Source organism: Pseudoalteromonas sp. MB41 (assembly GCF_020966275.1).
Lineage (GTDB): Bacteria > Pseudomonadota > Gammaproteobacteria > Enterobacterales > Alteromonadaceae > Pseudoalteromonas > Pseudoalteromonas lipolytica.
Genome location: NZ_JAJJZF010000033.1, coordinates 1 through 26,446, shown reverse-complemented (window position 1 = coordinate 26,446; position 26,446 = coordinate 1). Strand labels below are relative to the sequence as shown.

34 protein-coding genes and 1 pseudogene are annotated in these 26,446 nt (G+C 42.4%); 19 read left to right on the top strand and 16 right to left on the bottom strand.

What is annotated here, in order from left to right:
• Window positions 1-27: 27 nt before the first annotated feature.
• From LPA49_RS20295 to LPA49_RS20225, 15 genes are all read right to left on the bottom strand, one after another.
• A complete protein-coding gene (locus LPA49_RS20295; protein WP_230237651.1) occupies window positions 28-2,289 on the bottom strand; it encodes a hypothetical protein in 2,262 nt (753 codons plus the stop codon).
• A gap of 11 nt (window positions 2,290-2,300) precedes the next feature.
• Complete coding sequence (locus LPA49_RS20290; protein WP_230237649.1) at window positions 2,301-2,888, bottom strand: hypothetical protein; 588 nt, start codon at window positions 2,886-2,888, stop codon at window positions 2,301-2,303.
• A gap of 90 nt (window positions 2,889-2,978) precedes the next feature.
• The gene (locus LPA49_RS20285) at window positions 2,979-3,872 is read right to left on the bottom strand and encodes a hypothetical protein (protein WP_230237647.1); all 894 of its coding nucleotides are present in this window, start codon (window positions 3,870-3,872) and stop codon (window positions 2,979-2,981) included.
• Window positions 3,873-3,927: 55 nt separating this feature from the next.
• Window positions 3,928-4,767: a hypothetical protein gene (locus LPA49_RS20280; protein ID WP_230237646.1), complete on the bottom strand. Its 840-nt coding sequence runs from the start codon at window positions 4,765-4,767 to the stop codon at window positions 3,928-3,930.
• Complete coding sequence (locus tag LPA49_RS20275; protein WP_230237643.1) at window positions 4,751-6,274, bottom strand: hypothetical protein; 1,524 nt, start codon at window positions 6,272-6,274, stop codon at window positions 4,751-4,753. Before LPA49_RS20275 ends, LPA49_RS20280 begins: the two co-directional genes overlap by 17 nt.
• Window positions 6,275-6,408: 134 nt before the next feature.
• The gene (locus LPA49_RS20270; protein WP_230237641.1) at window positions 6,409-8,100 is read right to left on the bottom strand and encodes a hypothetical protein; all 1,692 of its coding nucleotides are present in this window, start codon (window positions 8,098-8,100) and stop codon (window positions 6,409-6,411) included.
• Window positions 8,100-8,675, bottom strand: a complete 576-nt coding sequence (locus LPA49_RS20265) for a phage protein Gp27 family protein (protein ID WP_029773185.1) — start codon at window positions 8,673-8,675, stop codon at window positions 8,100-8,102. The genes LPA49_RS20270 and LPA49_RS20265 overlap by 1 nt, the downstream gene beginning before the upstream one ends.
• Window position 8,676: 1 nt before the next feature.
• Window positions 8,677-8,973 (bottom strand): ArsR family transcriptional regulator, encoded by a 297-nt coding sequence (locus tag LPA49_RS20260; RefSeq protein WP_230237639.1) that lies wholly within the window; start codon window positions 8,971-8,973, stop codon window positions 8,677-8,679.
• Window positions 8,974-9,126: 153 nt separating this feature from the next.
• On the bottom strand, window positions 9,127-9,480 hold the full coding sequence (locus LPA49_RS22370) for a DUF2730 family protein (protein WP_230237637.1): 354 nt from the start codon (window positions 9,478-9,480) through the stop codon (window positions 9,127-9,129).
• Entirely contained in the window at window positions 9,473-9,694 is a 222-nt protein-coding gene (locus LPA49_RS20250) for a hypothetical protein (RefSeq protein ID WP_188730642.1), read from the bottom strand. Before LPA49_RS20250 ends, LPA49_RS22370 begins: the two co-directional genes overlap by 8 nt.
• Window positions 9,691-10,263, bottom strand: coding sequence for a glycoside hydrolase family 108 protein (locus tag LPA49_RS20245; RefSeq protein WP_230237635.1), 573 nt, complete (start codon window positions 10,261-10,263; stop codon window positions 9,691-9,693). The genes LPA49_RS20250 and LPA49_RS20245 overlap by 4 nt, the downstream gene beginning before the upstream one ends.
• A gap of 61 nt (window positions 10,264-10,324) precedes the next feature.
• Window positions 10,325-11,008, bottom strand: coding sequence for a hypothetical protein (locus tag LPA49_RS20240; RefSeq protein ID WP_230237633.1), 684 nt, complete (start codon window positions 11,006-11,008; stop codon window positions 10,325-10,327).
• A complete protein-coding gene (locus LPA49_RS20235) occupies window positions 11,005-13,695 on the bottom strand; it encodes an ATP-binding protein (protein ID WP_230237631.1) in 2,691 nt (896 codons plus the stop codon). Before LPA49_RS20235 ends, LPA49_RS20240 begins: the two co-directional genes overlap by 4 nt.
• Before the next feature lie 68 nt (window positions 13,696-13,763).
• Window positions 13,764-14,267 (bottom strand): hypothetical protein, encoded by a 504-nt coding sequence (locus tag LPA49_RS20230; RefSeq protein ID WP_128081061.1) that lies wholly within the window; start codon window positions 14,265-14,267, stop codon window positions 13,764-13,766.
• A gap of 15 nt (window positions 14,268-14,282) precedes the next feature.
• Complete coding sequence (locus LPA49_RS20225) at window positions 14,283-14,738, bottom strand: helix-turn-helix domain-containing protein (RefSeq protein ID WP_188730654.1); 456 nt, start codon at window positions 14,736-14,738, stop codon at window positions 14,283-14,285.
• Between the two features lie 138 nt (window positions 14,739-14,876).
• Between LPA49_RS20225 and LPA49_RS20220 the strand changes: the two genes are divergently transcribed.
• From LPA49_RS20220 to LPA49_RS20130, 19 genes are all read left to right on the top strand, one after another.
• Window positions 14,877-15,209, top strand: a complete 333-nt coding sequence (locus LPA49_RS20220; protein WP_230237629.1) for a helix-turn-helix domain-containing protein — start codon at window positions 14,877-14,879, stop codon at window positions 15,207-15,209.
• A gap of 76 nt (window positions 15,210-15,285) precedes the next feature.
• Window positions 15,286-15,708: a hypothetical protein gene (locus LPA49_RS20215; RefSeq protein ID WP_174380506.1), complete on the top strand. Its 423-nt coding sequence runs from the start codon at window positions 15,286-15,288 to the stop codon at window positions 15,706-15,708.
• Between the two features lie 134 nt (window positions 15,709-15,842).
• Window positions 15,843-16,088: a hypothetical protein gene (locus LPA49_RS20210; RefSeq protein ID WP_230237626.1), complete on the top strand. Its 246-nt coding sequence runs from the start codon at window positions 15,843-15,845 to the stop codon at window positions 16,086-16,088.
• The gene (locus LPA49_RS20205; protein ID WP_230237624.1) at window positions 16,085-16,393 is read left to right on the top strand and encodes a MarR family transcriptional regulator; all 309 of its coding nucleotides are present in this window, start codon (window positions 16,085-16,087) and stop codon (window positions 16,391-16,393) included. Before LPA49_RS20210 ends, LPA49_RS20205 begins: the two co-directional genes overlap by 4 nt.
• Window positions 16,390-17,313, top strand: coding sequence for a hypothetical protein (locus LPA49_RS20200; RefSeq protein ID WP_230237622.1), 924 nt, complete (start codon window positions 16,390-16,392; stop codon window positions 17,311-17,313). The genes LPA49_RS20205 and LPA49_RS20200 overlap by 4 nt, the downstream gene beginning before the upstream one ends.
• A 5-nt stretch (window positions 17,314-17,318) precedes the next feature.
• Window positions 17,319-19,076 (top strand): hypothetical protein, encoded by a 1,758-nt coding sequence (locus tag LPA49_RS20195; RefSeq protein ID WP_230237621.1) that lies wholly within the window; start codon window positions 17,319-17,321, stop codon window positions 19,074-19,076.
• A gap of 10 nt (window positions 19,077-19,086) precedes the next feature.
• Complete coding sequence (locus LPA49_RS20190; RefSeq protein WP_230237619.1) at window positions 19,087-19,320, top strand: hypothetical protein; 234 nt, start codon at window positions 19,087-19,089, stop codon at window positions 19,318-19,320.
• On the top strand, window positions 19,317-20,600 hold the full coding sequence (locus tag LPA49_RS20185) for an ExeA family protein (RefSeq protein WP_230237617.1): 1,284 nt from the start codon (window positions 19,317-19,319) through the stop codon (window positions 20,598-20,600). The genes LPA49_RS20190 and LPA49_RS20185 overlap by 4 nt, the downstream gene beginning before the upstream one ends.
• Window positions 20,601-20,602: 2 nt before the next feature.
• A complete protein-coding gene (locus LPA49_RS20180; protein ID WP_230237615.1) occupies window positions 20,603-21,169 on the top strand; it encodes a 3'-5' exonuclease in 567 nt (188 codons plus the stop codon).
• Window positions 21,162-21,848 carry a DUF2786 domain-containing protein gene (locus tag LPA49_RS20175; protein WP_230237613.1) on the top strand — a complete coding sequence of 229 codons (687 nt, stop codon included), beginning with the start codon at window positions 21,162-21,164 and terminating at the stop codon, window positions 21,846-21,848. Before LPA49_RS20180 ends, LPA49_RS20175 begins: the two co-directional genes overlap by 8 nt.
• 1 nt (window position 21,849) lies before the next feature.
• On the top strand, window positions 21,850-22,083 hold the full coding sequence (locus tag LPA49_RS20170; RefSeq protein ID WP_230237611.1) for a hypothetical protein: 234 nt from the start codon (window positions 21,850-21,852) through the stop codon (window positions 22,081-22,083).
• Window positions 22,084-22,093: 10 nt separating this feature from the next.
• The gene (locus tag LPA49_RS20165; protein ID WP_029773206.1) at window positions 22,094-22,306 is read left to right on the top strand and encodes a hypothetical protein; all 213 of its coding nucleotides are present in this window, start codon (window positions 22,094-22,096) and stop codon (window positions 22,304-22,306) included.
• A complete protein-coding gene (locus tag LPA49_RS20160; protein WP_029773207.1) occupies window positions 22,299-22,853 on the top strand; it encodes a host-nuclease inhibitor Gam family protein in 555 nt (184 codons plus the stop codon). Before LPA49_RS20165 ends, LPA49_RS20160 begins: the two co-directional genes overlap by 8 nt.
• Entirely contained in the window at window positions 22,850-23,026 is a 177-nt protein-coding gene (locus tag LPA49_RS20155) for a hypothetical protein (protein ID WP_230237609.1), read from the top strand. The genes LPA49_RS20160 and LPA49_RS20155 overlap by 4 nt, the downstream gene beginning before the upstream one ends.
• A gap of 225 nt (window positions 23,027-23,251) precedes the next feature.
• Window positions 23,252-23,935, top strand: coding sequence for a regulatory protein GemA (locus tag LPA49_RS20150; RefSeq protein ID WP_029773209.1), 684 nt, complete (start codon window positions 23,252-23,254; stop codon window positions 23,933-23,935).
• Window positions 23,919-24,413, top strand: coding sequence for a hypothetical protein (locus LPA49_RS20145; protein WP_230237608.1), 495 nt, complete (start codon window positions 23,919-23,921; stop codon window positions 24,411-24,413). Before LPA49_RS20150 ends, LPA49_RS20145 begins: the two co-directional genes overlap by 17 nt.
• A 1-nt stretch (window position 24,414) precedes the next feature.
• Window positions 24,415-24,753 carry a Mor transcription activator family protein gene (locus LPA49_RS20140; protein WP_029773211.1) on the top strand — a complete coding sequence of 113 codons (339 nt, stop codon included), beginning with the start codon at window positions 24,415-24,417 and terminating at the stop codon, window positions 24,751-24,753.
• A 115-nt stretch (window positions 24,754-24,868) separates the two neighbouring features.
• Entirely contained in the window at window positions 24,869-25,231 is a 363-nt protein-coding gene (locus LPA49_RS20135; RefSeq protein ID WP_230237606.1) for a hypothetical protein, read from the top strand.
• Between the two features lie 8 nt (window positions 25,232-25,239).
• Window positions 25,240-26,019: a hypothetical protein gene (locus LPA49_RS20130; RefSeq protein WP_230237604.1), complete on the top strand. Its 780-nt coding sequence runs from the start codon at window positions 25,240-25,242 to the stop codon at window positions 26,017-26,019.
• Between the two features lie 115 nt (window positions 26,020-26,134).
• On the opposite strand, the pseudogene LPA49_RS20125 reads toward LPA49_RS20130, so the two are convergent.
• Window positions 26,135-26,446: pseudogene (locus LPA49_RS20125) on the bottom strand (IS110 family transposase); the annotation flags it as partial.

Genomic DNA, 26,446 nt, shown 5'->3' with positions numbered 1-26,446 from the left:
CATCCAATCACCAGAGGAACCAAGGAATTAAAGAACCAGCGCTTTAGTCGCACCACGGTAGTCAGTACATTGACCACCGTAAATGTGGCGGATTTTCATCGTGGTTTGGTCGTTCGTGAACACAGTGCCCACGTTTTGCATGTCTTGCGTGAAAATCTCAGGGTTTTCCATGCCGTCTAAAAAGCCCATTTCAAAGTTGGCAAGCTCACTAGGGTCGGTCATTAAGCCCCAATCATTTGGATCAGTCGCACCAGGCACACGCAGAATTTCAAGGTTTAATTGCTGCGCAAAACCCTTGTCGTTGTTTTGCAAGCGTTGGAACAAGTCAAAGGCTGCATCTACATTACCCAGCGAACACAGTAAAAATGCTGGCTCAATTTCTAGCATCTCGCCAGTATCAAGCTCTTGCTGGTTCATAATGGCGCGCCAATGCACCATTAACTCTTCCTGGCTTAGTGCAGCACTAAACAAGTTATTATGATCAGCATGAAACAGTGCTTTGCCATCAGGGGCATTGCGGTTGTTTAAGTAAAAATCCCACGCAAATTTGCTAAGTGTGCGCGCAGCGGCACGAGCCAGCTTGTTAGGAATTTGCGTAATGATGTTGCGGTCATCATTTTTAATCATTTCCATAGTGATGGTTGCAATACCACCTTTTTTGCTCACACGGTATTTCGCGTTGCTATCGGTAGGTTTTGCAAGCTCCGGGTAAGCACCACTTTCAAGTACTTCTTGTAGGTCGCCATAGCCACCCCATTCAGTCACATTCTGATCTTTAAAATCAGTTGCAGTGCCAATGCGGAATACTTTGCGCCACAGCTGATATTTATCAAGGCCACCATATACATCAACAACACGGCGATTAATTACATCAGCCAGCACATTAGGTAAGCTATCGCTATCAAGTGCTTCGACCATTCGCGTGCGGCTACAATCACGTAACTTACCTGTACAATGCTTGTCACCGGTAAGGTCAATGTAAGCTTCTTTTAGGCTCACAACGTCTTTGTTAGCAGGGTCAAATAATGCCGTGAGCATTTCAATGCCGCTTGGGTTATCTGAGTATTGCGCGCCTTCTGGCATGTTCACTTTGCCTGACTCAGTAAACTTACTTAAATAGCTAATCTCACTATCAATTAGCTTTTGCACTTTATCAGTGCTTACGTCTTCGCTGCTTTGCACGCTTTCTACCAAGCGCGTTTTGGCGGCGTCTGGCAAAGTCGACTTATTAATTAACGCCACAGCACTTTGCTTTGCTTCAACCAAACGCTGGCTGTCTGCAATCACTTTGTTTACGTCTGCAAGTGTTAAACCTGTACCTTGGCCAGCATCAGGGGCACCATGTTTAGCCAGTGCTTCAGTTAATTGCACAATGGCTGTTTCATCATCTTCAGCTGTCACAGATGCTGCAAGCTGAGGGTTCGATTTTTTAAGCGCTTCGATTAGGCGCATTAGTTGTTCATTCATGACATTGCCTTGATTATGAGCTTCTTTAAATGACACGACCCGACCACCTGCACCAGGTACCATGATCAAATCGACGGAATTAACTTTGAGGAACTTCTTAGCTGTGCGGCTGCCCTTTTTACCAGAGGCCGTACCATCCACATCAATACTTAAACCAAATAGGTCTTGCATATTGTTATCAACGGCTTCGCGCAATTTAGTGGCATAACCCGAGCTTTCAAGCACAGTTAAATCAGCCTGCAGCGCACCTTTTTTACCTGCGCCAACACCTTCAACAAATTGTGCATTGCTGAACTGGCCAATCAGGTTATTAAAGTGTTGGGCAGTGCCTTTGATATGGTCGTCATCAGACTTAACCATGCACTTAGCACCATTAAACAGAGGGGCTGCTTCACGCAGAACGTGGGCTGGATAGTCAACACCATTTAAGCTTTTACCCACCTCAATCAAGGTCACTAAAAACTTACTTGGTTTAACATTACTGGCTTCAATAAACTTAGTTTCGTCATACCAGGCTTCGGTTAACTTAACCACGTCAGAGGGCTTATACTCTTTGACGACTTCAATGGCGTTTTCAAACGTCACCTGATTTAACTCACTCACCGCATAAGGGTATGCCCAGTAACGGCCTTCTTTACGAACAACCACTTTGTCAGCATAAAAAGCTGTAATATCAACCCAGCTATCACGCGAGTTAGTTGCGAGCAACTTACGCAGCTCTGCAGTCACAAGCGTCATCACATCGTGATAATCAGATGATTTAGCCTCAACAAATGCGCGATTGCCTAAAAAGCCGGTTCCTGTTGGTAAAAGGGTCAACATAATTTAGCCCCTTACTTAGCCGCAGCTTTAGCTGGCGCTTTTTTTGTTGCTGCAGCGTCTTTTTCAGCTTGCTCTAAAAGTGCTTTAGCTTCTTCTTTGGCCTTGGCAATAATAGCTTCTGCTTCATCAGCTGCAGCTTTCGCTTTCGCAGTTGCTTCTTGCTCAGCATCTGCTTTGGCCTTAGCAATAATGTCATCAGCTTCAGCTGCCGCTGCTTTTGCCTTTGCTGTCGCTTCTTGTTCTGCTTTGGCTAACAATGCTTGAGCAGCATCATCAGAGGCGTGTGCAAGCTCACTGGTATTGTCACCATCACTAGCAAGTACCGCTTTAGCAAGGTCTGCTGTCGCAAGTACGCCTTCAACACGTTGGCCTGCTTTAGTTAACGCTTTAACAACGCCTGTTTCGCGCTCAACTTTAAAGTCGAACACTTCATCTGGCGTAACTTGGCGGATTTGTTTTTTGGTAAGCGTGTTGCCACGTTCATCGGTTTTAGGTTTATTGTCGTCGCCTAAGTCAACGACTTCTTCGTATAGCTCAAGCGCTTTAGATGCAATTTCTAAAACAGCGTGGCCTTTCGAAAGTAAAGCAAAAAGACTCATTATGTTGCCCTCAATGGTTGTGAATATGGCTAATGAGTCTTTAAGGTAAGGGGTTTTGTTGAAGGGCTAAATTAAAGGGTTTTAGGAAAATTAACTTGGCATATTTGCATCAATCACATCAAGAGTTAATCTAATGCAATAATCCTGAATTGTACTACCTTCGAGAACTTTTAAGTCGGACAATGCCATGGTAGCCCTCATTATATCAAGGAAAAAACTAACTAACCAAATACCACCTTGTTGAAAACTCCCATCTCGATAACTGTTGAAATTAATATCCATCCCTACCTCTGCATAGATATTAAGAATTTCATCAAGATCTTTAATATGAATATCACTTGCGCCTAACTTAACAAATTTTTCAAACTCTTCTTCGATTTTTGAAGCTGAGAGTTGAAAAACTTGAATATCAGCTTCCAAAGCAAAGTGGGTCATTTCTAATGCTGTATTCTGGCTGAAAATGCGGCCATAAAGTCTGTCGTTCCGCAACTCTAGACCTGGCAGATATTCAACTCTTTCTGCCAATGCATCACAAGACGATACAAGTACATTCAAATAAGTATCTAATCTATTTTTAACTGCTTTTTTATGCTCTATATACAACATAAAATTTTCTTTTCTATTTGCTAAACTAAATTGTTTCTGTGCCAGTTCGAACTGCTCACTTGACTTACTAAATTGCTTATTAGAAATTTCAATTTGATCCTCTACTTTTACCAACTGCAAGCTAAGTTGCAAACTTCTTTGGTACAATCCTACCAATGACGTAATGGCTAGCATCGCGCCAGCTACACCAAGAGGGAACGAAAAGGTACTTGCCAAAGTTTTCCAATTTTCTATATTTCTCAAATCTGTAGAATAAGACCCAAAAGTAAAATATAGTTGAGCACCTAATGCTAAGGCTGTTAGTACAAAAATTCCTGCTAGACAAACATCAAACGCGATAGACCAAAATTTCAATTTGGATTTAATTTTATTACTCAACTTTCTTCCTTACATGAGTTTTAAACTATTTAAACTCCCTTTAAAATAACACAGCTTATTCAATTACTGCACGCGTCTTATCAACCTCCCAGTGTTTCATCACTGGTACTGTAAAGCAGCTACAATTGACTGTTTCTTTTGCTGGCGCTTTGGGGTCATGAGGGTGCATCATCTTAATGCCCCCAATAGTAAAAGGTTCATTTGCAGCAGCGCGAGTATTGTTTGCGGCCAAGTGACTAACGCGGTGTTCTTTACGCCGACCTAAGCGCCACTCTTTTTCCATGCCTGGTACTGCATCACCAATTTCGTTCATGCGCATATGGCTTGCTGTGTTATACAAGCGGCTAAGCTCAGTGTTTACAATCGCCTTAGCGCGCCACATCTTTTTCTCGCCTAAACTTTCTGCTATGGCTTTTTTAGCGGTTTCGCTATCTTGCGCCCCCATCATTACAAGCCCAAGTTGCGATCGAATATAATCAGCCTTACCGCTTAATACATCTTTAATTCGGTCAACCATAAAATTATCAATGGCCACAAGCTGGCGATGCTGTAAAAGCTGCGTCATAGCATTTACCGTTACACCACCGGCTTTTAGTGGCGCATCTATTAAATTAATGCCAGCCACCCAAGTAGTTTGTGAAAAGGCTTTAATTTGTGCGGCGCTTCGCTCACCCAGTTCAAGCATCACCTGGTTAATTTGCCCCTGCAATTTGCCATAGTGCCATTGCTGCCAATCTGTCGGCTGTCCTTGTAAAATGGTTTGCGTGTTTTCTTCAGCAAGCTCAAGCAAATGCAATAGCGAATCCCAAAGCCCCTGCTTATTTTTAAGTAGCGCTTTGAGCTGTGCTGTACGGGCTTTATTAAAGGCCTTGGTGCGTTCACTCGGTGTCATCATCTACGCCTGCATCGTCAGCACCATCAAACTCGTTAAAGGTGTCGGCCTTTACCTGGTCTTTCGCTTTTTGGGCAATAGCAGCTTGCGCGTTTATAAGCTCTTGCTCAGGGTCAATCTCAACACCTAATCGGTCCGCAATTGATGCAATCACACTTAACCCCGTTTCTTCGGTCATAATGCCCTGTGTAATCCCAAGGTTTACCGCTACCACAACTTGCTGCAGCGCAGCAGCATAACGGCTTATATCTTTGGCAGTCATTTCTGGCATCACCACCTTTGACTTAAACACATCAGTTTCAACCATGCGGTCTGGCTCAATGCCCATGGTTGCTGTGTAGTACTTGCGAATAACAAAGGTCGCTATTTCATGCAGCATGTAAATAATGTAGCGCTGGCGCATAGCAAGTATTTTAAATGTCGGCTCGGCCATGGCTTCCCCGTTCGCACGGTTAACGTCACCCCCATCAGCAAACCAACTTGGTGGCATAGTCGCACCACCTAACATGTGGTTCCTAAATAATTTTGCTAAAGCTTCTGTGTCGCCAGAGCCTAAGCTGGGGCTTTCTGCTTTCCACTCTTCTGAATCGTTATGCACATTCGCCGAGCCAGGTCTTGGCGGGTTGCTTTGAATTTCTGCAGCTCGGGCATTTACTTTATTTTGGTCAGCGCCTTTTAAAGTAACATCCCACACAAACGCCCGGGAGTTTTCAGCACGATCGCCTTCACCAAAAATAAAGTCGTCGTATAAATCTAAAAAATCACACTGCGCAGTTAAATCAGAGTTGCCCCGTCCGTGGGCGCAAAAGCTGTTAATTGAAAAATAAAAAATATCACCATCATTAAAACCTTCACGTAATCGCTGCGTTTGTTTGGTAAACACCGATTCTGGGCCATTGATGATCACTCTATAAATGTATTGTCGGCCATTTGTCATACGCTTGGTTTTTACACCAACCGGCTGCTCTGGATTGCGAGGGTCGTAAATAACTTCCTCAACATGGGCTGGGTCTAGGTAGCTTAATTGCACTTCGCCACTAAGCGGATTTACAAAGGCAGGATAAAACTGCTCGCCAAATATCGACAGCTCACGCACTTTCTTTTCAAGCTTAATAGCCATGTTATTAATTGGGTGCGTCCAAAATGCATCGATGACGGCTTGATAGTCTTCATCATCATTCGTGACTTTTACGCCTTCCGCCAATAAATACGCGAGCGGTAACTCAATAATGCGGTTAGCAATCATGTTACTTTGCCAAAGGTAAGGCGCTATTTTGTTCATGCGTGCTCGGGTTGGCCCACTTAAGTTACGATTAGAATCACCAGACAGCTTTGAATATAAGTGGTCATCAGCATCAATTGAGCCAGCCATAGCACCTGCCGCTTCTTTAAATGTGGTAGCTGATTCATTTGCAGCAGTGTTGCTTGCAATTGTTTCAGTAACAATTGCAGCAATTTTTGCTGCAAATTCTGCCTCTTGTTTTGCCTTGCGCTTTTTTGAACCAAACATAGCTTTTTAACCCTTTTGTAAATCTTTTACATTTGCCTAGGCGGCGCTAAATAAAATTTTCCGTGCAATGGCACTCAAAACACATTGCAAACGCTTAAAATCGCTCTGAGAGCGTCACCCTTAGTTTTTGATTTTTACCCAGACTTGTCTGTTAGCACTTGGCCACTTTCATTTATCGTTCGATAGTTGAAGTCATCACCACCTAAACTAATCCAAGCAAGTTGCTCATTTCTAAAGTTGCCAATAAATATCCATTCAGAGCCGTTAAAGTACTGAAGTGTTACCTTGTTAGTTGGAGCCAAATAGCCAATTGCTCGTCTAAACAAACCGCCTGCACGTGTTCGGCCTTGCAAGCGAGATGGTCGGCTATTCATTGAGTTTTCAGCTTTGGGAACATTGACACCTGCAGCTGGCTCGCCCTCTTCCAAAGTCGCTGCATTTACCAGTACACCCGCAACGGCAGTATCGCCGTGTCGCCATTTACCATCACTGCCTTTGTCGCGGCCATCATCCATTTTTGGCTGGCCTTTATCTAAAATAACGCGCCGATGATCAGCCACTACATCTTCACTCTCAGGCACGGTAATTAATTTGCTCTCGAGCGCAGCTTTATATTTAGGGAAAAATTGGTTGTACCAAGGCCGCGATAACATCACGCAATCAATTCGACTTTCGCCATAACGTTGCATGGCTTTTTCTGCCAACGATTGGCCATTACCTCGGCTATCAAATTTGCCGTGAAAAAACAGCGGCACATTATCGAGCAGGTAAAAAGTAATTTGCTCTTGGCAATCAAACGGAATGTTTCTTAACTCAATTAAAAATGGCGTGTGGTATTTAGTAGGGCTTTCTTGCTGCATAAGCCATTGCACACTTAAGTCACCGCTTCGGCCAAAGTCTTGCCCGAACACAGTTCGTTTACCTGGCATGGCATCAATTAACGGTTTAATTGTGTCTTTCAGCCAATCATCAATTATGCGTGTACGCTCAGGGTTCGTAACAAAATCATCAGGCTTTTCTAAGCGAACTACTTTGCTATCTGGGTGCTGGCAACGTTCAACCAGCATACGATTAATGTAAACACCACCACCTGCACTTGGGATCACATCAAGTTCTTCAGCTGCACCATCACCATAAAAGTCGTAGATTTCTTGCGCCCAGGCATCTTCTTTTTCTTGAGTCCACTCTAAGCCCTTCATGGCACAAATGCGTTTATACAAGCCTTGGCTTAACGCTTCTCTAAATGTTGTGCGGTAAACCTTGTATGGTTTTTTCCCCGCGCGACATTCTTTAATGAGTAAATTAAATGGGTTTTCTTCACCATCATGGGTGCTGATAATGCGCACCTTACCGCCCCAAATTAACAGGGCAAAAGCGGCTTTAATAAGTTCATCTAAATTATCGTGGAATGCAGCTTCATCAAGTATCACGCGGCCTTGTTTACCACGTAAGTTTGATGGCCGAGAACTCAGCGCAATAATTCGAAAGCCACTAGCAAAGCGAATTACATAAGTAAGAATATCCCTACCTTCATCTGTAATAATCTCTTCGCTTACGTCATCACACACTTCGTTAAAGCTTTTAGCCCAGTTCGCACAGTCACGAATAAACTCTTCGGCCATATCTTTGTTATAACCGATGTACCAGCAATCCATGCCGCCAGCTGCTTTACTTGCCGCAGCATCAAGTACACTCGCTGCAGCCTCGCCCCAACTTAAACCAATCCGGCGCGACTTTTCATAAATGATAACGGGCGACTGGTCCCAAACATATTCAGCCTGGTACGGTAATAAAATCGATGTTAACTCTTGTGTGTCCATTGCCATTACAAACGCTCCCCAGCAATGGCACGGCGTATTAAATCAATATTGCCAGAGCTTAAACCTGCCGTTTTAGCCGCACTTTCTGCTTGCTCTTGGGCCTCGGCTAACGCTTGTTTTCGGGCTTTTTCAGCAATTTGTTTTTCTAAGTCAGCGTTATAGTTTGCACTGCGTTGCAACCGGCTAATACTTAAAACCAAATCACCAAGCGTTTCAGGATCAATCGGATCTTCTTGGCTCATTAAATTAGAGGTCGTTTTAAATGCAGCGCTTTGCAGCAGGTTCATTAACACTCGGCCAGTATCACCAATACTCGATAAATCGCATTGTTTCGATAGCGCCTCAACATAAGCTTGGCTTTGTTTAATATCATGGCTAATTTGTTCTATACGCTTTTTTTCACGCCAAACCGTATTGTCATCAATTGACTCAACATCGGTTTGCTCACCACTTATGTTTGCCAGTTCGTCGTTAATCGCATCGGCAATTTGCTGGCAAGTGTATTGCTTAGTGCCTAGCATCTCGCGCAAGTTTTCACGTATATGCTCAGGTAAGCGCTCAATCTTATTGCCGCGTGCCATGTTAGTTGCCTCCTGGTGCTGGGCGCTTAACACCATCAACCGACTTACGGCCAGTAGCAACATCAGCGCCTTGCTCAGTAATTCGTGCAACTAAGGTTTTATCACCCACCACATCAATAGTGAGCAAACCCACATCTTCTAAAAAGCGCATATGGGCACGCACTCTATCGCGGCTAATATTGTGGCCATAGGTTGCTAATACACAGCTCAACATACTGCAGTTAGCGCTATAGCCTGCCGCCTCATTTAAGGCGCGCAAAATAACTAAACGCTGATCAGCATTAAATAGATCTTTCATTGTCCTCACCCTTAAAAAAGCGCTCATAAATAAACGCAATAACAAATTGGCCAAACGCAAAAACAAGCCAAAAACACACGCACATGAAAAAAAAGAACCCAGCGATTAACAGACAAAGTACAAACCAAAGCTCTAGTTCATGCTCATTTCGCATTACTGTTTACCGGAGATTTTTGATTCAACAATCAAATTAAGCGGATGCTCAATGCGTTTTAAAAGATCATGTAAATGGTTATTTTCACCCTGTAGCTTGGCGACTTCTTTACTTAACGCACTGACATTTTGAGGTAAGTCTTTAACCTCAACTTCGATGCGTTGAACAGCCGCTTTAACTTCAGAAAAATCTTCATTCTTCACATACGTTTGCTCTACCGTTTGCAATCGCTTGTCTTGTGCCGTCACATCATCCTTGCTAGCAAATGACTTTTTAAGTGCATACACCACCACGAAAAACACCAATAAAACTACACCTTGCACCCACGGGTACCACTTTACATATTCATCCACGGGGGTTACTCCTATTTGTTTTTGCTGTATTTGCAATGCGGGCTTCGGCTTCAAGGCGAACACCGCTAATTGAGTGCCAGCCTTTTAAAAATGCATTAACTAAAGTGGGGTCGCCCACAGGGCAAATGCTCTGTGGGTCTGGGTTGGTACCATTTTGGTAAGTGCTAATGCGCGCTTCGCGACCACGCTTAACGTAGTGAGGATAACTTTTCATGCTGCCTCACTCATTTTAAGTTCACGAATAACGCGCTCGATGCGGTTTTCAAGCTTAAATAAGCGACGATGCCAGCCAAATAAAAACGCAATTTGGCTAGGATCATTAACTACAATGCGGCTGTATTTGCTGGCGCGGCGTGCAAAGTAGTCTACCATTAAGTTAGTTTGGTTTGCGTTAATGGCTGCAGCAAAGGTGCGTGAACCTAATATGCCATCAACCTTTACTCGCAATACTTGCTGCAAAAGCATATTGGCCAGTGGCACGCCATGGTTAATAGCTGAATCTAAATGCAACATGGCTAATTCATATAAACCATACTCAGCCAGTTCTTTAGCACGGCTACCGCGCCAAAAATCACGATGGTAAATGCGCATGGCTTGAGGCCATGTCAAATTAGCTATATCAACATTCGGGTAAGCAGCTTGGCTTATGCCATACCGCGTTCGCCCACCTTTGTCGGCGCTATGATCAGAGTCGCCTCCTTCTGCCTCATATATCCAGTCCATGCAAAATAAAAACGCACGGCTGTAATTCGGGGTAAGGTCGGCAAAGTTTTGTGTTTTCATAGCGCCAGTGTGGCGCTATTTGCTGGGGAGCTAAATTAAAGGGTTTTAGTAAAAATGAGGGTTAGTTGGGAGTTTTTGTTTGTTCCTCAACTTTCAAGTTCTGAAGTGGTGGAGTCTCTTTGGTTGACTCATTCTGAGCAGCTTGTTTTTGCTCTTCGATAACTTCAAGCATCAGTTGCTTAAGCTCTTCTTTAGATGCAACAGGCTGAGTACTAACCTGCTTTTCTAATGACTCTATTCTGGCTTGTGATAATTTGAGTCGTTCTTTGCTTAATTCAATGTTTTTATTCGTCAGGTAGCCACCCACCAATATTGACAAAAATGCTATTGAGAATGAAGCAATACCTATCCTTACTGAATCTTTATGGCGTCGCTCAGCATCGTTATGAGCTTCGAGTTTTAAAACCAATTCCAACCCATCTGCTGTGAAGTTATACGAGTGTAAAAAAAATAACGTATTTACTTGGCCTCTATATCTCATTTCTCTTACACGATATTTAGTAACCAATCCTCTTTCTTCTAGTGAATCGAGCAACTTTTTTACTCGATTATGTTTAGCTTCGATGCTTTCGAGTGTTTGGCCCACAAACTTTAATACGTGATCATAATGCTTAATGAACTCTGGAAACACATTCAAGTCATCTGCTGAATCAACGAACGTTAATTCACCTTCTGCTCTAAATGCTAATAACAACTTTTCGATAGGAAAAGGTGTAAAACTAATTTCTTCTTTTTTATCTGTCATAAACTCACTGTTTCTTTTGTCTTTAAATGTTTAATGCTATCTCTAACACCAAACTTCAACTGCACCACGGTACCATTTTTAATACCTCGGTTAATGCGTAGTTTACCCCCTAACGAACGGGCAATATCGTGCATCGATTCAAGGCCGGTACCAAAGCGCATAAACTTATCTAGAAAGGCAATTCCTTTACCATCGTCTTGTATAGTGATCACAAAGTCATCTTTGCTTCGCTTACCACTCACTTCAATGTAACGCGCCTCAGCATGTTGCAACGCATTAATAAAAGCATGATTAATAAACGCGTAAATGTCTTGGCTTAGCTTCTCAGGTAAAGCTTTGCTTCCAAGCGCTAAATTAAACTCAACCTCTGTTTGGCTATATTGCAGTGATGTATTGGCCGAGAGCATCTTAAGGCCATCTTCAAGCGAGGTATTGCCCAGCGCTCCATGGCTGAACACAACAGGTAATAAAATATCTTTTGCTTCGTCCAGCTGCAGCAGGCCATCGCTTAGCTGTAAATCATTGCCTTGGCATAAATGCGAACCCGACACCAATTTTCTAAAGCCCTGGCTTAATGCAGTTTGTTGCTTGGTATCACGCATACGTCTAAATACTTCACGCATTTGCTTATGGCGTTGCAAAAACACAAAAAATACTGCAACAAACAATAAAACTACTACCACAGCGCACACCCACGCAAAGGCATCGCTTTTATAAAAAGAACCTTGAACATTCCATACTATGGGGGCGCTTTTAACAAAGTGGCTACCATCTAACGTAGCTCTTACAACTAAGCTATGTTCACCTTCGTTTAACTGGCTAAAGTGAACTACTGGCTCGTTTAGGTTTATCCAGGCACCGCCATTATGGCTATATTGATAGTCGTAATATTGAGTAAGTGCATAGTCAAAATTACTAAAGTGCAACGTCATTTGGCTAGCTTGTTGTACATCATTTAATGCATTTAAGCTGGCATCGTTCACACTCATTGACGACACCAAAACAGGCTTATCGTTTTGCAAGTTCGTATTGCTCAGACCTAATAACCCATTGTTCGACACCGCATACATCGCGCCGTTATAAGCCATTAAACTATTAGCGCCAAAGTATTGTTTTTCAGTATGAGGAATGGCTACAACCGTTTCATCCACCAGCGTAAATAAACCGTTTGTAGTTGCAATGTACAAGCTGCCATTGAACACCGCTAAATCAGTAATGAACCGAGGGCTTACTAACAATTTAAACCCATTATTGGTTTGCTTATACAGGCCACCACCATAAGCTGCTACATAAACGCTATTATCAAGCATCGTCACTTTACTTACTTTGCCTGCTTGAGTTGTAAGACTGTGGCTCATATTACCCGTTTTAACGTTGTACACACTCAAACCTTTGCTAGTACTTATATACAGCAAGTGCTCAAACTTATTGGTTGCCAGTACTTCATTAGCAGCAAGGCCGCTGTCAACATTCAGCACTTTTTCAATGGCCAAGTTATCATCAATCACTATCACGCCTTGGCCACTGGTAGACACAAGCCAACAGCCGGCAATTTTTTCAATACCTAAAATATAACCATTCGCCAATCGGCTTAACTGCTCGTTTTGCCACACATATAAACCATTTGTAGTGCCAACAAGCGTTACTTTATCACTGGCAATACTGGTAATTTCACTGCTTTGTTCTTGGCTAAGCGCGTTATTTAACGCGTCCATTGCCACGAACTGGCGCTGCACAAAGCGATAAACACCCGAATCGGTGCCCATTAATAAACTCTGATTATCTTTACCTAGCACGTTGTATCTACTCACCAGTGGCAGGTTAAACTGATTCAAATCTTGAGAAATAATCTCGTATTCATTATCAGCTACAGCCCAAAGGTTTGATTGTGAGTCCGCATAAACACTATTAAAAAACATCTTACTTTTATTCAAAACACCCGATACAAATTGTTTATCGAGCGTTGAATACAAACGAACTTCACCTGCCATAGCCATCGCTAAGTAACTATTTTTATAGATGGTCATAGCGCTAGGTGTGGTGTTAAGTGAGGTTTTATGAACTTGTTCTGTGATGAGGTCGTAACTATAAAGGGTTTGTTCGTGGGCTATATATAATCTATCGCCAACAGCGGCAATTAACCCTGAATGTATGGGCATTTTTATCAGCTGACGCTGATGGTTTAAATTCAAATGCCAAAGCCCTGTGTTGGTTAGTGCGTATACTTGACCATCGTGCGATAGCACTTTTAACACAGTTTGCCCAACCAGCGCTTGCAGGTTCCCAGCGCTTTTTTTGCTTAACACCTCAACCCCTTTCGAGGTAGCGGCGTACACATGCTGGCCATTTACAGCCATATCTTTACTGGTTACTTCGGCAAATTGCTTAACATTGCCTGTTAAAACATCGTAAGCATAAATATGACCATTACTTGCAGCATACAACATGCTTTTATCTGCATTCATTGTAAGCGCATATACCCACTGTGCTGGCAGCGCCTCAATTAATGCAAAGTGATAACCATCATATTTATACAGACCTTCGTGGCTAGCAAAATACATAAAGCCATTCTTGCCCTGTACCACTTCAGTCATGTTGTTAGGTGTACTATGCGCACTTGCCCCTGTTGAAAATAGGCAAAGCACAATGAAAAGTAATCCACCGTATAAACGTGCTTTAACAGACATAATCAATGCCCCTCTCCTTGGTCGGCGCAGCTTAAGCCGCGCCATTTATTATTATAAGAGCCTAATTATTAATATTGTACGTGGTTACGCGTACCACAGAACGACTCAACCGTTGCCTGGTAATCAGGGGTTGCATCGTCACTACTCACACTTTGAGCATCAAGTGTTCGCGCTTGTAATAGGCTTGTTTTAGCCGTTGCTGGTTTTTCCCAATTAATATTTTGGTTGGGTTTAACAATAAGAAAGGTCGGTTTACGCGGGTCATCAGGGTGTTTTTTTGTGTACCACTGTTGCATCACAAATTCACCGGCTTCCTGTCCGTACATATGCGTGTAAGCAGCAGCTAAAAGCTGAGCGCCACGCTCGTTTGTAATAATCATCCCTGTTGACTCAAACGCTGAGCCACAATCAAAGTTCATATCTACACTTAAGCTACTGCTGTCTGGCAACAGTAGCTGAGCTTGCATAGATGAAACACGCGCTCTATCAGGCAAAGGCTCCAAAGCCTGAGTCGCACTCGTAAAGGTAAAAGCGGCTAATGTTAGGGCTGAAAGTACAATACTTTTTAACATTGGGTAAAACTCCATTTATGCCAACGTTAGCGCCCCCTTTGCCATAGTTTCAACAAGTGGTTCGCAAAAATCATTTTCAAAGCAGGCCTTTATTAACACTGGGCGTAACTTGTTGGCCACTGTTAATAATCTATCCGCTGGCAAATTTCTACTATACAACTCCCGTTCTAATATCTTTTCGACCATATCTAATGCTCGCAAAGCATCATCACTTGTGGGGGCTGCGGCTTTTTGGACAATTGATCCCGTGCCAATACCAGTAAAAACTTCATTCAAGTCGTAACCTTTATCTACGCAATATTCAACTATTGGCCCGTAAGGCAAAGTATTTTTAGCCTTACTTTGAGCTATAGCGTTGATTGACATCCCCAATTCGGACGACAGCTGTCTATTGCTGTGGATATTAAGTTTAACTTTTAGCCTTTCAATAACGGCTTCGGTATCAATTAAATCTACCTTATCGAACACCATAATGTTTAGTCAACCATTTTTTAGTAACAGTAATTTTTAAAATGTTTTGTTGACAATCATTTTATTGTTCGCTTAAATTAAAACGCACACTAAATACGAACAATATATTTTTCACCAACTATAAAAGGTTACAGAATTATGGTTAAAAAAGCTATCAGTCATGAACAAATCAGAGAGGCATTGAAGCTGAAAGATATCAACTTTTCAGATATTGCTGCAGCACTGAAATTAACCTCTAGTCATGTTTCAAGAGTTTCAAGACGTGAGACTTACTCAAAGCCAGTAGCAGAGGCAATTTGTAAATGCCTTGACCTTCCTCTTGAAGAAGTATTTGGGGATGTAGAGCCATATTTTTCTCCGAATAAAAGAGGTCCTAAAGATCGTTCTAAAAGGACCTCTCAAATTGTTACCGCGTTACGCGAGGGACAGCCCATCCCTCCTGCACACAACTCATTATCGGTCGCCAGTTAAAAAAGAACAGGGAAAGGTTTAGGTAATTTTAACCCTAAAAATTTCTTTATTTTCAAAACACAGAGGAAAACAAACCATGAACTCAAACAGCATATTAAACGCAGAAGAAGCACCAAATTGTGATGTACGGTACTTGTATTTAGCAGCACTAAACAAAGCCATTCAAGATTCTGGCTATTCACGCCCACGCATCGCTGACCGTATGAACGATGCCCTAGCAGGTGATGCCGTCATTAATGCGGGTAAATTAAATAAGTGGTTAGCGCCCAGTTCTGAGCAGTCAATGCCTATGGAATACCTTTCAGCATTTTGCTGGGCTGTGGGCAATGTCAGTATTGCCAATGAGTTATTAAAACCAATTTTGCACCGTGTATTTGATGAACGTGGGCAAATGCTAGAACAAGCAGCCCGCTACCAACTCGAAGCCGAAGAACTGCAAAGCAAAGCCAAAAACCTCCTAACCCAAGCCAAAGCTGATCACCCTTCAGCGGTCAATTAACACAGAGTAAATGCCATGAAAACTGCCCCTATCAAAGACCAAAAACCGCCTAAATTTCGCCCACAAAGCACTAAAACGGTGTTTTTGATGACGATGGAGCAGCTAAAGGCCATAGCCCAAAAGGAATACAGATCATGAATTTACTAACTCAGCCTATTACCACTGAGCAGCTTGATATACAGGTGTCAACGTTCACTTTGCAGTGCAACTGCTGTAAGCGCACTGAGCACGGCACCATACCTAACAAATCCTTTATAGCAGCGGCTAACTACATGGGTTGGCGACAAGTTAAAACTAGCCATATCGACATAGATAGTGCATGTCCAAGCTGTGTAAGAGAGCTAAAAGAGTTTTATCAAACTCAGCAGGTCCCAGCATGAGCGAACAGTACCTATCATCCACCATGCAACGTGGTTTGAACGCTATTAAGGCGTTAAGTGGTCACGAAGCCGATGGTATGCGCCCTGGCGAATTAGCCAAGCGTATGGGTATCAGCCAACCACAAGCAACGTCAGTTATTAAAAATCTGATCCATGCAGGTTTTGCAGAGCACTGCCCATGGGACCAAAACAAAGTTCGTTTGGGTCCGGCTCTTATCACCATCGCCAACAGTGCACAACTGGCCATCAATCAGCGTGCTATGCAACTCGAACAAGATCGTAAAAATTACGGAGCAATCGTATGACAACCGAATTATCACCCCAAGAACAACAAATCACAGTTGAAACCACACAAGTGCTTGCCTCAAAGCAAGATGCGTTAATGCAACTTGGACAAATTCAAGCATTCAACTTTATTGGAAAACTGGTAACGGTTTCCGAATTAAAGATCTTACAACAAGTTAAAGACTCTAAGAATTACAAGGGTTTAACTTATAAAGGCGAATCAGGAAAACTGGAAACCGTTTCCACTTGGGATCAATGTTGCGAAAAGATCTTAGGGATGAGTCGCAAGAGTGTTGATGAACGTCTATTAAACCTTTCTCAATTTGGTGAGGCGTTCTTTGAACAAGCACAAGCTATGCGTTTAGGCTATCGCGATTTAAAAGCTCTGCGCCAACTGCCATCAGATGAACAAGCGCTAGTTATCGAATCTGAGGCGGTAGAAATCGGTGATAAAGAGGCGGTAAAAGACTTAATCGATGACCTAAAAGCGCAGCACAAAAAAGAGTTAGATGCCGAGAAGCTAAAAACCAAAGAGGTAGACTCACAGCGCCAAGTGGCTATTCGTATGCGCGACGAGTACCAAATGAAAGCCATGGACTATCAAACAGAACTTGAAAGCACCAAGTTCAAAGCCGATGCCTGGAAAGACCAAACTAAACACCTGTTATTTGAAGCCACTAAGTATGAAAGCAATGCTGTTGAATCACTTAGCCGTTTAATCGCCTTACGTGATCACTTTTTAGATAACGATGATTTATCGCCACAAGTTGTTGAGCACCTTGCCGCTGGTTTACTGCATAGCTTTAAGACCTTAGCAGAAGATTTTGCGCAATCTTGGCTTGAAACATCAAGCATTCTTGAGGGCTACCTACCAAAAATGCGCCCAAGCCTTGATGTATTGCAAGAGCTAAACGACAGCGCCATGAGTAACGAGGAGTAAGCATCATGGCTGACGATATTTTACTTGGTTTTAAACAGCGAATCGAAAACGCTAAGCACGGCGAAAAAGGCAAGATTTTAGCTGAAGCTAAAGAGCGCCTAGGGCTAAGTAAAGATGCCTTCTACCGTGAGTTAGCAAAACTCGGTTACAGCAGTGGCCGTAAAGCGCGAGCTGACAAAGGCCAAAGCAGCCAAGACCCTGAAAGTCTCGATAAACTAAAAGCCATGTTGGCTGTAGGCAGCCGTAAAAATGGCAAGCAAATCGTAGAAACGCCAAATGCTATGAGCATTTTAGCGGCCAATGGCTGTGAGTTTAAAAGCGCAAGCACAGTGCGTAAGTTATTACGTGAGCAAAACGCCACAGCAAGAATGCTTAACCAAAGCACAGCACATGTGCAGTTACGTAGCCTTTATCCAAACCACGTACACCAAGTAGATCCGAGCTTATGCTTAATTTACTACCCTCCTGGTGGCAAAAAAGGCCGTGTTCAGCGCTTTATGAGCGATGACGAGTTTTATAAAAACAAGCCAGAGAACCTCGAAAAGATAAAGAACCTACGCGTATGGCGCTATGTTCTTACCGATCATTACTCTGGTGCAGTTCGTGTTCGTTATTACGAAAGCGCGGGGGAAACCATGGCAAATCTATATGACTTTTTGCTGTGGTGCTGGGGCTTACACAATGATGAAAAGTGCCCAATGCGTGGTTTACCCGACATTTTAGTAATGGATAAAGGCTCAGCAAACACCGCTGGGGCTGTTATTCGTGCACTTGATGCACTGAGTGTTGATGTAATTGATCATGAAGTGGGCCGTGCTCGCGCTAAAGGCCAAGTAGAAAACGCGAACAACTTAGTTGAGAAGCTATTTGAATCACGTTTGATGTTTGAGCCTGTAAACAGCGTAGCAGAACTAAACGAACGTGTTATTGCATGGCAAAACGCTTACAACGCCGACCAAATACCAAATTACTCTGCAAAACACAGCCGCCATGGTAAAGGCCGCTATGAGTTTTGGATGAAACGTATGGCACACGGCAAAGTACGTGACCTACCAAGTGAAGACATTTGTCGTTGGTTGCTTACTCATAAAGAAGAAACCCGCACGGTTAAACCCGATTTATCGATCACCTTTGTACACCCTACTGTTAAACGCAGCCAAAAATATGCGCTTGATGGTTTGGTTGGTATTTACAAAGGCCTAAAAGTACTTGTGCTACCTATGGCGCTCTCTGAGCGTGGCGAAATTTTAGTGTACTGCAAGTATCAAGGCGAGCAGCAAATACACACTGTTGCACCAATAGAAGTTGATGAAGCTGGCTTTGATATTACTGGGGCTGTGATTGGCGAACAAATGAAAGCGCCTAAAGACACCGCCATTGATACTGCTCGTAAACAAGCTGAGCGTGATGCTTACCCTGGCATGAGCGATGAGCAAATAGCAAAAGCCAAACGCGGCAAAAAAGCGGTGCCTTTTGGTGGTGCACTCGATGCGCATAGCCATTTAAACGAACTGCAAACACCGGACTTTATGCGTGTTCGTGGTGAGCAAGTTGATACAGGCCTGCAGCAACCAACTAACCGATTAAGCGGTGTTGCTTTACGCAAAGCCATTGTGGCCAAGCGCGGCACACCAATTACCCCTGAAGAAAAAACATACCTTGCTGATCGCAGTATCGAGGCAAGCCAATTACCTAGCTTACTTGACGAGCTAGCAACCTTTGACAAACCAAACCACTTAAACGTGGTTAATTTTACCCGTTAGGAGAACCACCATGGGATGCAGTAAAAAACATCAACTACGCAAAGCAGAGCGCGCACCGTTTAACGTTGTATCTGGCCGTACACGCACAGTGTACATGGTGCATGTAAAGCTTATTGATGCAAAGCGCTGGACTGAACTTGCCGACGAAAAAGGCCAGTACATTTTCAATGACGAAAAAGAACGCGACGAATTTTTTGAGCGCGTACTTGCCACTTATCCAGACCAATACAGGAAGGTGGCATGAACGAACCGAATGAGCACAAAAAGAAGATCAGCCAAAAGACCTGGAAAATAAAACTAGGCCGCATGATGGCGAACCGCAATATCACTTACAAGCAGTTAGTGCAGTGGTTAGACCTATATGCAGATGTAAAAACCAGCGAAGCAACGCTGAACAAAATTGTGACTAAGTCTGAATTTCCTAAACGCGAAAAAACCCGCGAAGCGGTTAAACGCGGCCTTGAGCGCTATGCAATTGAGAATGGCTTAGTAACCGAAAGCAACGTTTACCAAATCTATTTGGATGATCCACACAGCAATGCAGTAACCACTGGCAGCCAGTGGAAGCATAGCAATAAAACCAGACGCCTGATTATTGGTCATGAAGATTCAATTAACGGGCACATTGTATTTGAAACACCGGAGGCAAAAATGCTTACACCACGAGCAAGACAACATTTTAAGGTTCTTAGCGACCCATGGGATAACGAGATTTACAGCATTGACCACGTTTACTTAGGCACACAGCAACGTTATGTAATTGAGTCAATTATCAACTGTGCAAAAGTTGGTACCTTAATGGCGATTGTCGGTGAGTGCGGCAGTGGTAAAACGGTGATGATGAACTTTACCATTGAAGAAATACGCGCAAAGCATCCAAACATTCGCGTTATTCGTCCTGCCCGTATCGATAAAAAACAAATAGCGTCAAACACCATAAGTGAGGCTATTTGTCGTGAGCTGAACATTTCTAAGTTGCCACGTAGTAGCGAAGACCGTGATGCAATTATTCGTGAAGAACTAACGCGCAGCTGCAACGCTGGCAACCGTCACATTTTGCTTATTGATGAAGGCCACCGCTTAGATGAAGAAACCATTAAGCAATTAAAAGTGCTGTGGGAGCTGAGCGAAGGTTTCACTAAGTTAATTGGCATTTGCATCATCGGCCAAACCGAACTCGACAAAGTACTTAACTCAATGAACGTGCGCGAATTTGCATACCGTGTAAATAAGCTGCAAGTGCCGCCGCTTGGCACCGAGTTAAAAGAGTACATCGATCACAAACTCAAAGCCGCCAATCTGGTACCAGAAAAAGTGATAGAGCCTGCCGCTATCGAAAAAATGCAACAAGCGCTGCGTGGTATTCGTAAATTTGGCCGCACAACAGGCCGTCCGGACGAAATGGTTGATATGAGTTATCCACTCAACGTTAACACGCTAATGAAAAACCTAATGAACGAAGCCGCTGATGTAGGTGAAGAGCGCATTACGGCTGAGTTAGCTGAAGAATACGTGAGGGTTTAGTTATGCATGATGTGATGACCGATGTAGAAACCATGGGCAAAGGTTCAAATGCAGCTCTTGTCAGTATTGGCGCTTGTTTTTTTGATCCCTTGACTGGCGATATTGGCGCTAGCTTTGAAGTAAGTATTGATTTAACCAGCTCAGCGAGCCTAAGTGAAATGGATGCTGATACAGTGCTTTGGTGGTTAAAGCAAGATGATGAAGCACGCCAAAAGTTACTTACTCATGATGTGTTACCACTTGCTGAAGCCCTAGGCGAGTTTGACCAATGGGTAAGCCAAATTGAAGACATAGACACCCGCAATATTTGGGGGAATGGCGCAACGTTTGATAACACTATTATTCGTAATGCCTATAAAGCGTGTGGAATGCAAGCTCCATGGCAGTTTAGAAATGACCGTGATGTACGCACCATTGTTGATTTAGGCCGCCGTCTTTTTAACTTCGATCCTAAAACAGAAATGCCTTTTGAAGGTACCCGCCACAATGCGCTTGATGATGCAATTCACCAGGCAAAGTACGTAAGTGCCATTTTTCAAAAGTTGCAAGCAGGTGTTAGCAATGGATAGACGCATTCTTAAAAAAGTTCGTCAGTGTTTAGCGCTTGCCAAACAGGCAACCAATGAGCACGAAGCAGCTGCGGCTATGCGCCAAGCACAAAACTTAATGCGCAAACATAAGATTAGCGAAAGCGACATTGATTTTAGCTATGTACAGCATGAACGCGTTGAAACGGATTGCAGAAAAGTAGTGAGCTACCACGCTGCTTTATTGCATTTAATCAAGCGTGTATTGGGTGTGCGCTTTGTAATGTCGTCAAGTTTGTTTAGCAATTCAGAAGTCTCATTTATTGGTATTAACCCGCAACCAGAACTTGCTAAATATTGCTACGAGGTACTTTGGAGCAAGCTAAAACAAACTCGCCAAGAATATGTAAAGCAGCAACCTAAACAATGTAAGCGTGCAACTAAAGTAGCTCGAGGCGATCGCTTTGCTGAAGGCTGGGTGTTTGGTATTGCTCGCACCATTGAAGAGTTCGCCCTTAGCGAAAAAGAAACCAGCATTATTGAGCGTTATATGGCGCAAGAGTTCCCAGACCTCAGTAGCAGCTCACCGTTAAAGCGTGGCAAAAAAGCGAATACTAGCCGCGCAATTATTGACGGCATCAACGCAGGTAAAAAAGAGTCTTTGCATCGTCCTGTTAACGGACAAGAGCAGCAGAAACTAAACCACAACTTAGGAGCTTAACATGGCCTATTTATCAATTACTAAGCTTAACAAAGCACTATTAAGCCAGTTAGAAACAGATAAGGAACGTGCAAAGTACTTGCTTCAGTTTGAAGTGACTACCCGCGTAACTATCGAGAACCTAACACCAAAAGCCCAAGCTGTTATTGGTGATATTGGTTTGCCATTCACAGGCGATGACGCACAACAAGTTATAAAAGATGCGCGTGCCTGGCTTCAAGAAAAAGCAGCTTGAGGAAGTAACCATGAATAGTGCAACAGCCCAAATAAGCACTCAACGTTTTACCCATTCTACCGCGCCAACAATTTATACCATTGCACAACTTACTGAGCTGGTTAATGGCGAGATTTTATCGGGCCGTAAGCAAGATGCGCTTAATACCTTAGCGCAATTGCAAGATGCGACCCACAAACTTGAAAACCAAATCCATAATATGAAGGATGAAAGCCATGGCTAAACAACCAAACCGCCGCGTAAAGTCAGACGATATGCTGTCTGTGAGCAGCTCAGAAGAACTTGAGCAAACGATTTTTCGGATTGGCCAATTGCAAACCGAACTAGAAATTGCCACAGCTCACACGAACCAAACTATTGAAGATGCCAAAGCGTCTTTAAAAGATAAAACAACGGCGATCAACAACGAAATTAAAGTACTGAGTAAATCAGCACAAATTTTCTTTACCGCAAACCAGCAAGACATAGTACCTGCAGGTAAAAAGTCGCGTGTATTTGATGTAGGCGAAATTGGCACTCGCACACCACCGTTATCAGTAACAGTAAAGAACGGCCAAGATGTGATTGACGCTCTTAAAAAGCTACAAGAACAACTTAAGCTATCAGATCTACTAAGCGTTAAAACATCCGTTAATAAGCCTGGTCTTATCAAGCACCGTGAAAAAATTAAAGATATTCCAGGCATCACATTTAACCAAAAAGAACAGTTCTTTATTAAACCTGTTCATGTGCCTATTGAGCACCTAACTGAAACGGAGCAACCAGCATGAGTACTGAAACATTTAGAGTGCGTGTGAATGGTTACCCTATGGTCACATCGCCATCATACAAGAAGGCTTTGAATAGCTTTAACAAAGCCAAAATCAATAATGCAGGATCAAAGGTTGAGTTTATTAAAGAGGAAACCTTAGCAGTGCATCAACCCATTAACCAATCTGCTTAACGATTAGCCGCCTTCGGGCGGCCTTGGAGGACCAATGAATACTATAAATAAAGGCGACAAGGTTTCATTCGTTACGAGTAGACAAACTGGTCGTAGTTATCACATATCCAAAAAAGAAGGCAAAGTCCTGCAGATAGATGAAGTTAAAGGCACTTGCTCTATCGAATATAGAAAACGTTTATATGTTAGGAATCTAGATGCAGTTGCACTAGTAAGGTCTGCATCATGAAAAAGTTAATTCAATTAATCCAAATTGCTAAGCGTGATCTGAATATGGAAGACGATGTATATCGCGCTAACTTAAAAGCTTGGGCTGGTTGTGACAGCACCACTCAAATGGATAAAAAGCAGTTAGACAAAGTAATCAAAGGCATGGAAAAGCTCGGCTTTAAAAAGCAAAAACCTGTTCGCCGTAAAGTTGACCAGGCATTACTTGATAAAGAGCCATTACTTAAAAAGCTTGGTCAAGTTTGGACGGTAATGAAAGCCCATAAGTTGATCGAGAACGGGAGTTACATTGCTCTTGAAAAGTGGGCTGCTAAGCAATCAAAAGGCTTAAATGATGGCAAAGAGATTGAGCGACTAGATTGGATGGTACCAATAGCTAACCAGTTAATTGAGCGCCTTAAACGCTACCACTTACGCTTAATGAAACAAGCAATGATGGTTAAGATCCCCGCTGTTTTACGCTACTACAAAGAGCTAAAAACAGATGAGCTTGACGAACCTAGCGAAATGTTTGCCATTCAAACCAAGTTACAAGCTAGCCGTTTAAATATGCCTACACACATGCAGCGTGTTCGCTATTTAGACTTGCTACAAGCTTATGAAGACTGCAACGAGTTTATTCGCCGTTTTGGTAAGTCTTCAGATGACATAAAGGGGGTAAGTAATGCAAAAGCTCGCTAAATGCCCACATTGTCGTGGTCTATTAGATATATTTGCAGTAGCTATTAATAAAGCATCTGACGAGCTGCTTTGCATTTATACAGCATTACCAGGTCAAGCAAGTGCTGCGCTTGCTAATTATGTTCAATTGTTTACGCCTGATAAGTCAGACCTATCGAGCGCTAGACAATTAAAAATTAGCAAAGATGTTATTGAGCTAACCAAAGAGTTTGATTTAGCAGTATTCACCCAGTCATTAAACATTACCGTTACGAGTATTCGTGATCATTGGCAACGCAATGGCTATCGACGTATGGGTGATGATCATGCCTACCTTAAAAAGGTGCTTGAGACTGAGCAGCAAAAATTTATTCAGAGCCACCCTAAGCAAACCGTTGTATCTGCTAACAAGTCAATCGAAGTAAGAACCGAACGACCAGAAACGTTAGAAGAGTCAACCCGCAAGTGGCAAGAGAATATAGCAAAATACCGGAGGTAACATGAGTGGCAAAGCGCAAACAGCTGAAACTCTATTAGTACTCCTTGACTCGATAGAACGTAAGCTTTTAGAGAATAAAGTCGATGAAGAACAAGCTACAAAATTGGCAACGTTAATAGTCGATGACTTTCGCCACCAGTGTGGTGGTATGAGTGTTTATATCCCTAAAGGTGTTGGGCTTGATGCCATACTTAAGCACAACCAAATTTACCAAGACTTTCGCGGTAATAATCACACAGAGCTTGCTAAGAAATATGGATATTCTGAACAACGCATCTACCAAATTGTTCGGGCCATACATGCCGCTGAATCAAAACGCATACAACCTGAACTGTTCTAACCAACCAATTAGCCCCGCAAGGGGCTTTTTTATAGCAAAAGTTAACCTGAATTTTCCCTGTTGTTTTTTTATTCAAGTGGTACATTTATATGACCGCATTGAACAGGGGAAGATCATGAATGCAGAACTAACTAAACAATTTACTCAGAACTATATTGAACTATTCAATAAAACAGAACCTGAATTGCAAGCACAGCTAGAGCAAGATCATTTGGCTACTTTAGAGAAAGTCAAAGCAACAATGTCTTCAAAAGAAGCCTCAGAGTTCATGGCTATTCATGATGAAATCGTCAATGATCATATAGCACGACTGAATGCTCAGGCAGATATGTACAATGCTAAAGCTAAAGCAATAGAAGCTGATACTCTAAGAATTGAAAATGAAACAGAAGAAAAAGAGCGTGAATATCTACGCATATTTTTTAGCATCGCTATAGTTTTCGCATTTATTTTCTCTGTAATCTATTTCAATAAATAAGGACATTAATGAAAACTTTAGGCAAATGTAAATTGTGCGAACAGCAAAGGGAACTTCAAAAATCACACGCCATAGGTAATGCAGTATTTAAAAAGCTATTCAAAACAATGTCAGGTAAAGGGATTTTTCTTTCGAAGGATGACAAACCTATACAATATTCAAGTGATAGCTGGGCAGAACCTCAACTTTGTAAAGAATGTGAGCATTTTCTAAATATTGAATTTGAAAGATACTCTTTGACTGTTTTAAGAGGACAAAAAGGTTTCGTAAAATCTTCAGGAGGTATCTCATTCAACAACATTGATCAGAGCAAACTTATAAAATACTTCCTATCTGTTTATTACAGAGCCGCTTTGTCTTCTCATAAAGCATACTCTGGTATTAGGATAATTAAAGCACATCACAAGCTTTTAAAGAGAGTCTTCAATGATAGTAGTAAGCTACCTAGCTCTGAGTTTCATATAAAACTGAGCAGAGTAGTTGATATGAGTAATGAGAAAGGCTTTAGTGATGAGTCTATTAAAGAAATTATCTGCGCTCCTTTCTGCAGATTAGATACCGTAAGAAAAGGCTCTATTACCGTCTGTTTTATGTTTGAAGGGTTCTTTGTTGAAATATTCATTACAGGTATGAAGATTAAAGATAGGAATTTGCCTGGCGTACTAAATAAAAATAAACCTTTGCTCTTTGTTCCTTATGTAGACCTATTTAGTTTAGATGGAGTGATAGACTTAATGGTTGATAACTTAGATAAGTATCAACAAGGCAACCACAATATAAAGCATTAATTATCACAGCAGTGGAGTTTCAGTATTTTGAATACTATTTAAAATACTGTCCCACTAAATCCCAAGTCATCCCAGCCTATCCCGTATTTTTCGCGATTTTTATTATTTAGTTTTCTTAACTTGGCTCACGTTCACATTGCTCATCTTGTTTTACTAAGCCTGTCAGTAACTCATTTAATGTTTCTTTTAATGTTGATTGGGCTTTAAATAATTCATAGCACTGCGCTATACACTGCCTTAAACCAGCGGTTAACCCATTATCGCTATCTTCTAAAATCTCAGGGATAGCCTGCCTAAACGCGCATTCTGATTGCTTGATTACAATTCCAAATTCAAGTAACAAGCCTCTGATTTGATTCGCCAACTGCCGTTTCTGCTTTTCAGCTAACGCACGCATTCGCTCTATCGACTGTAGGCTTTGCTGTGC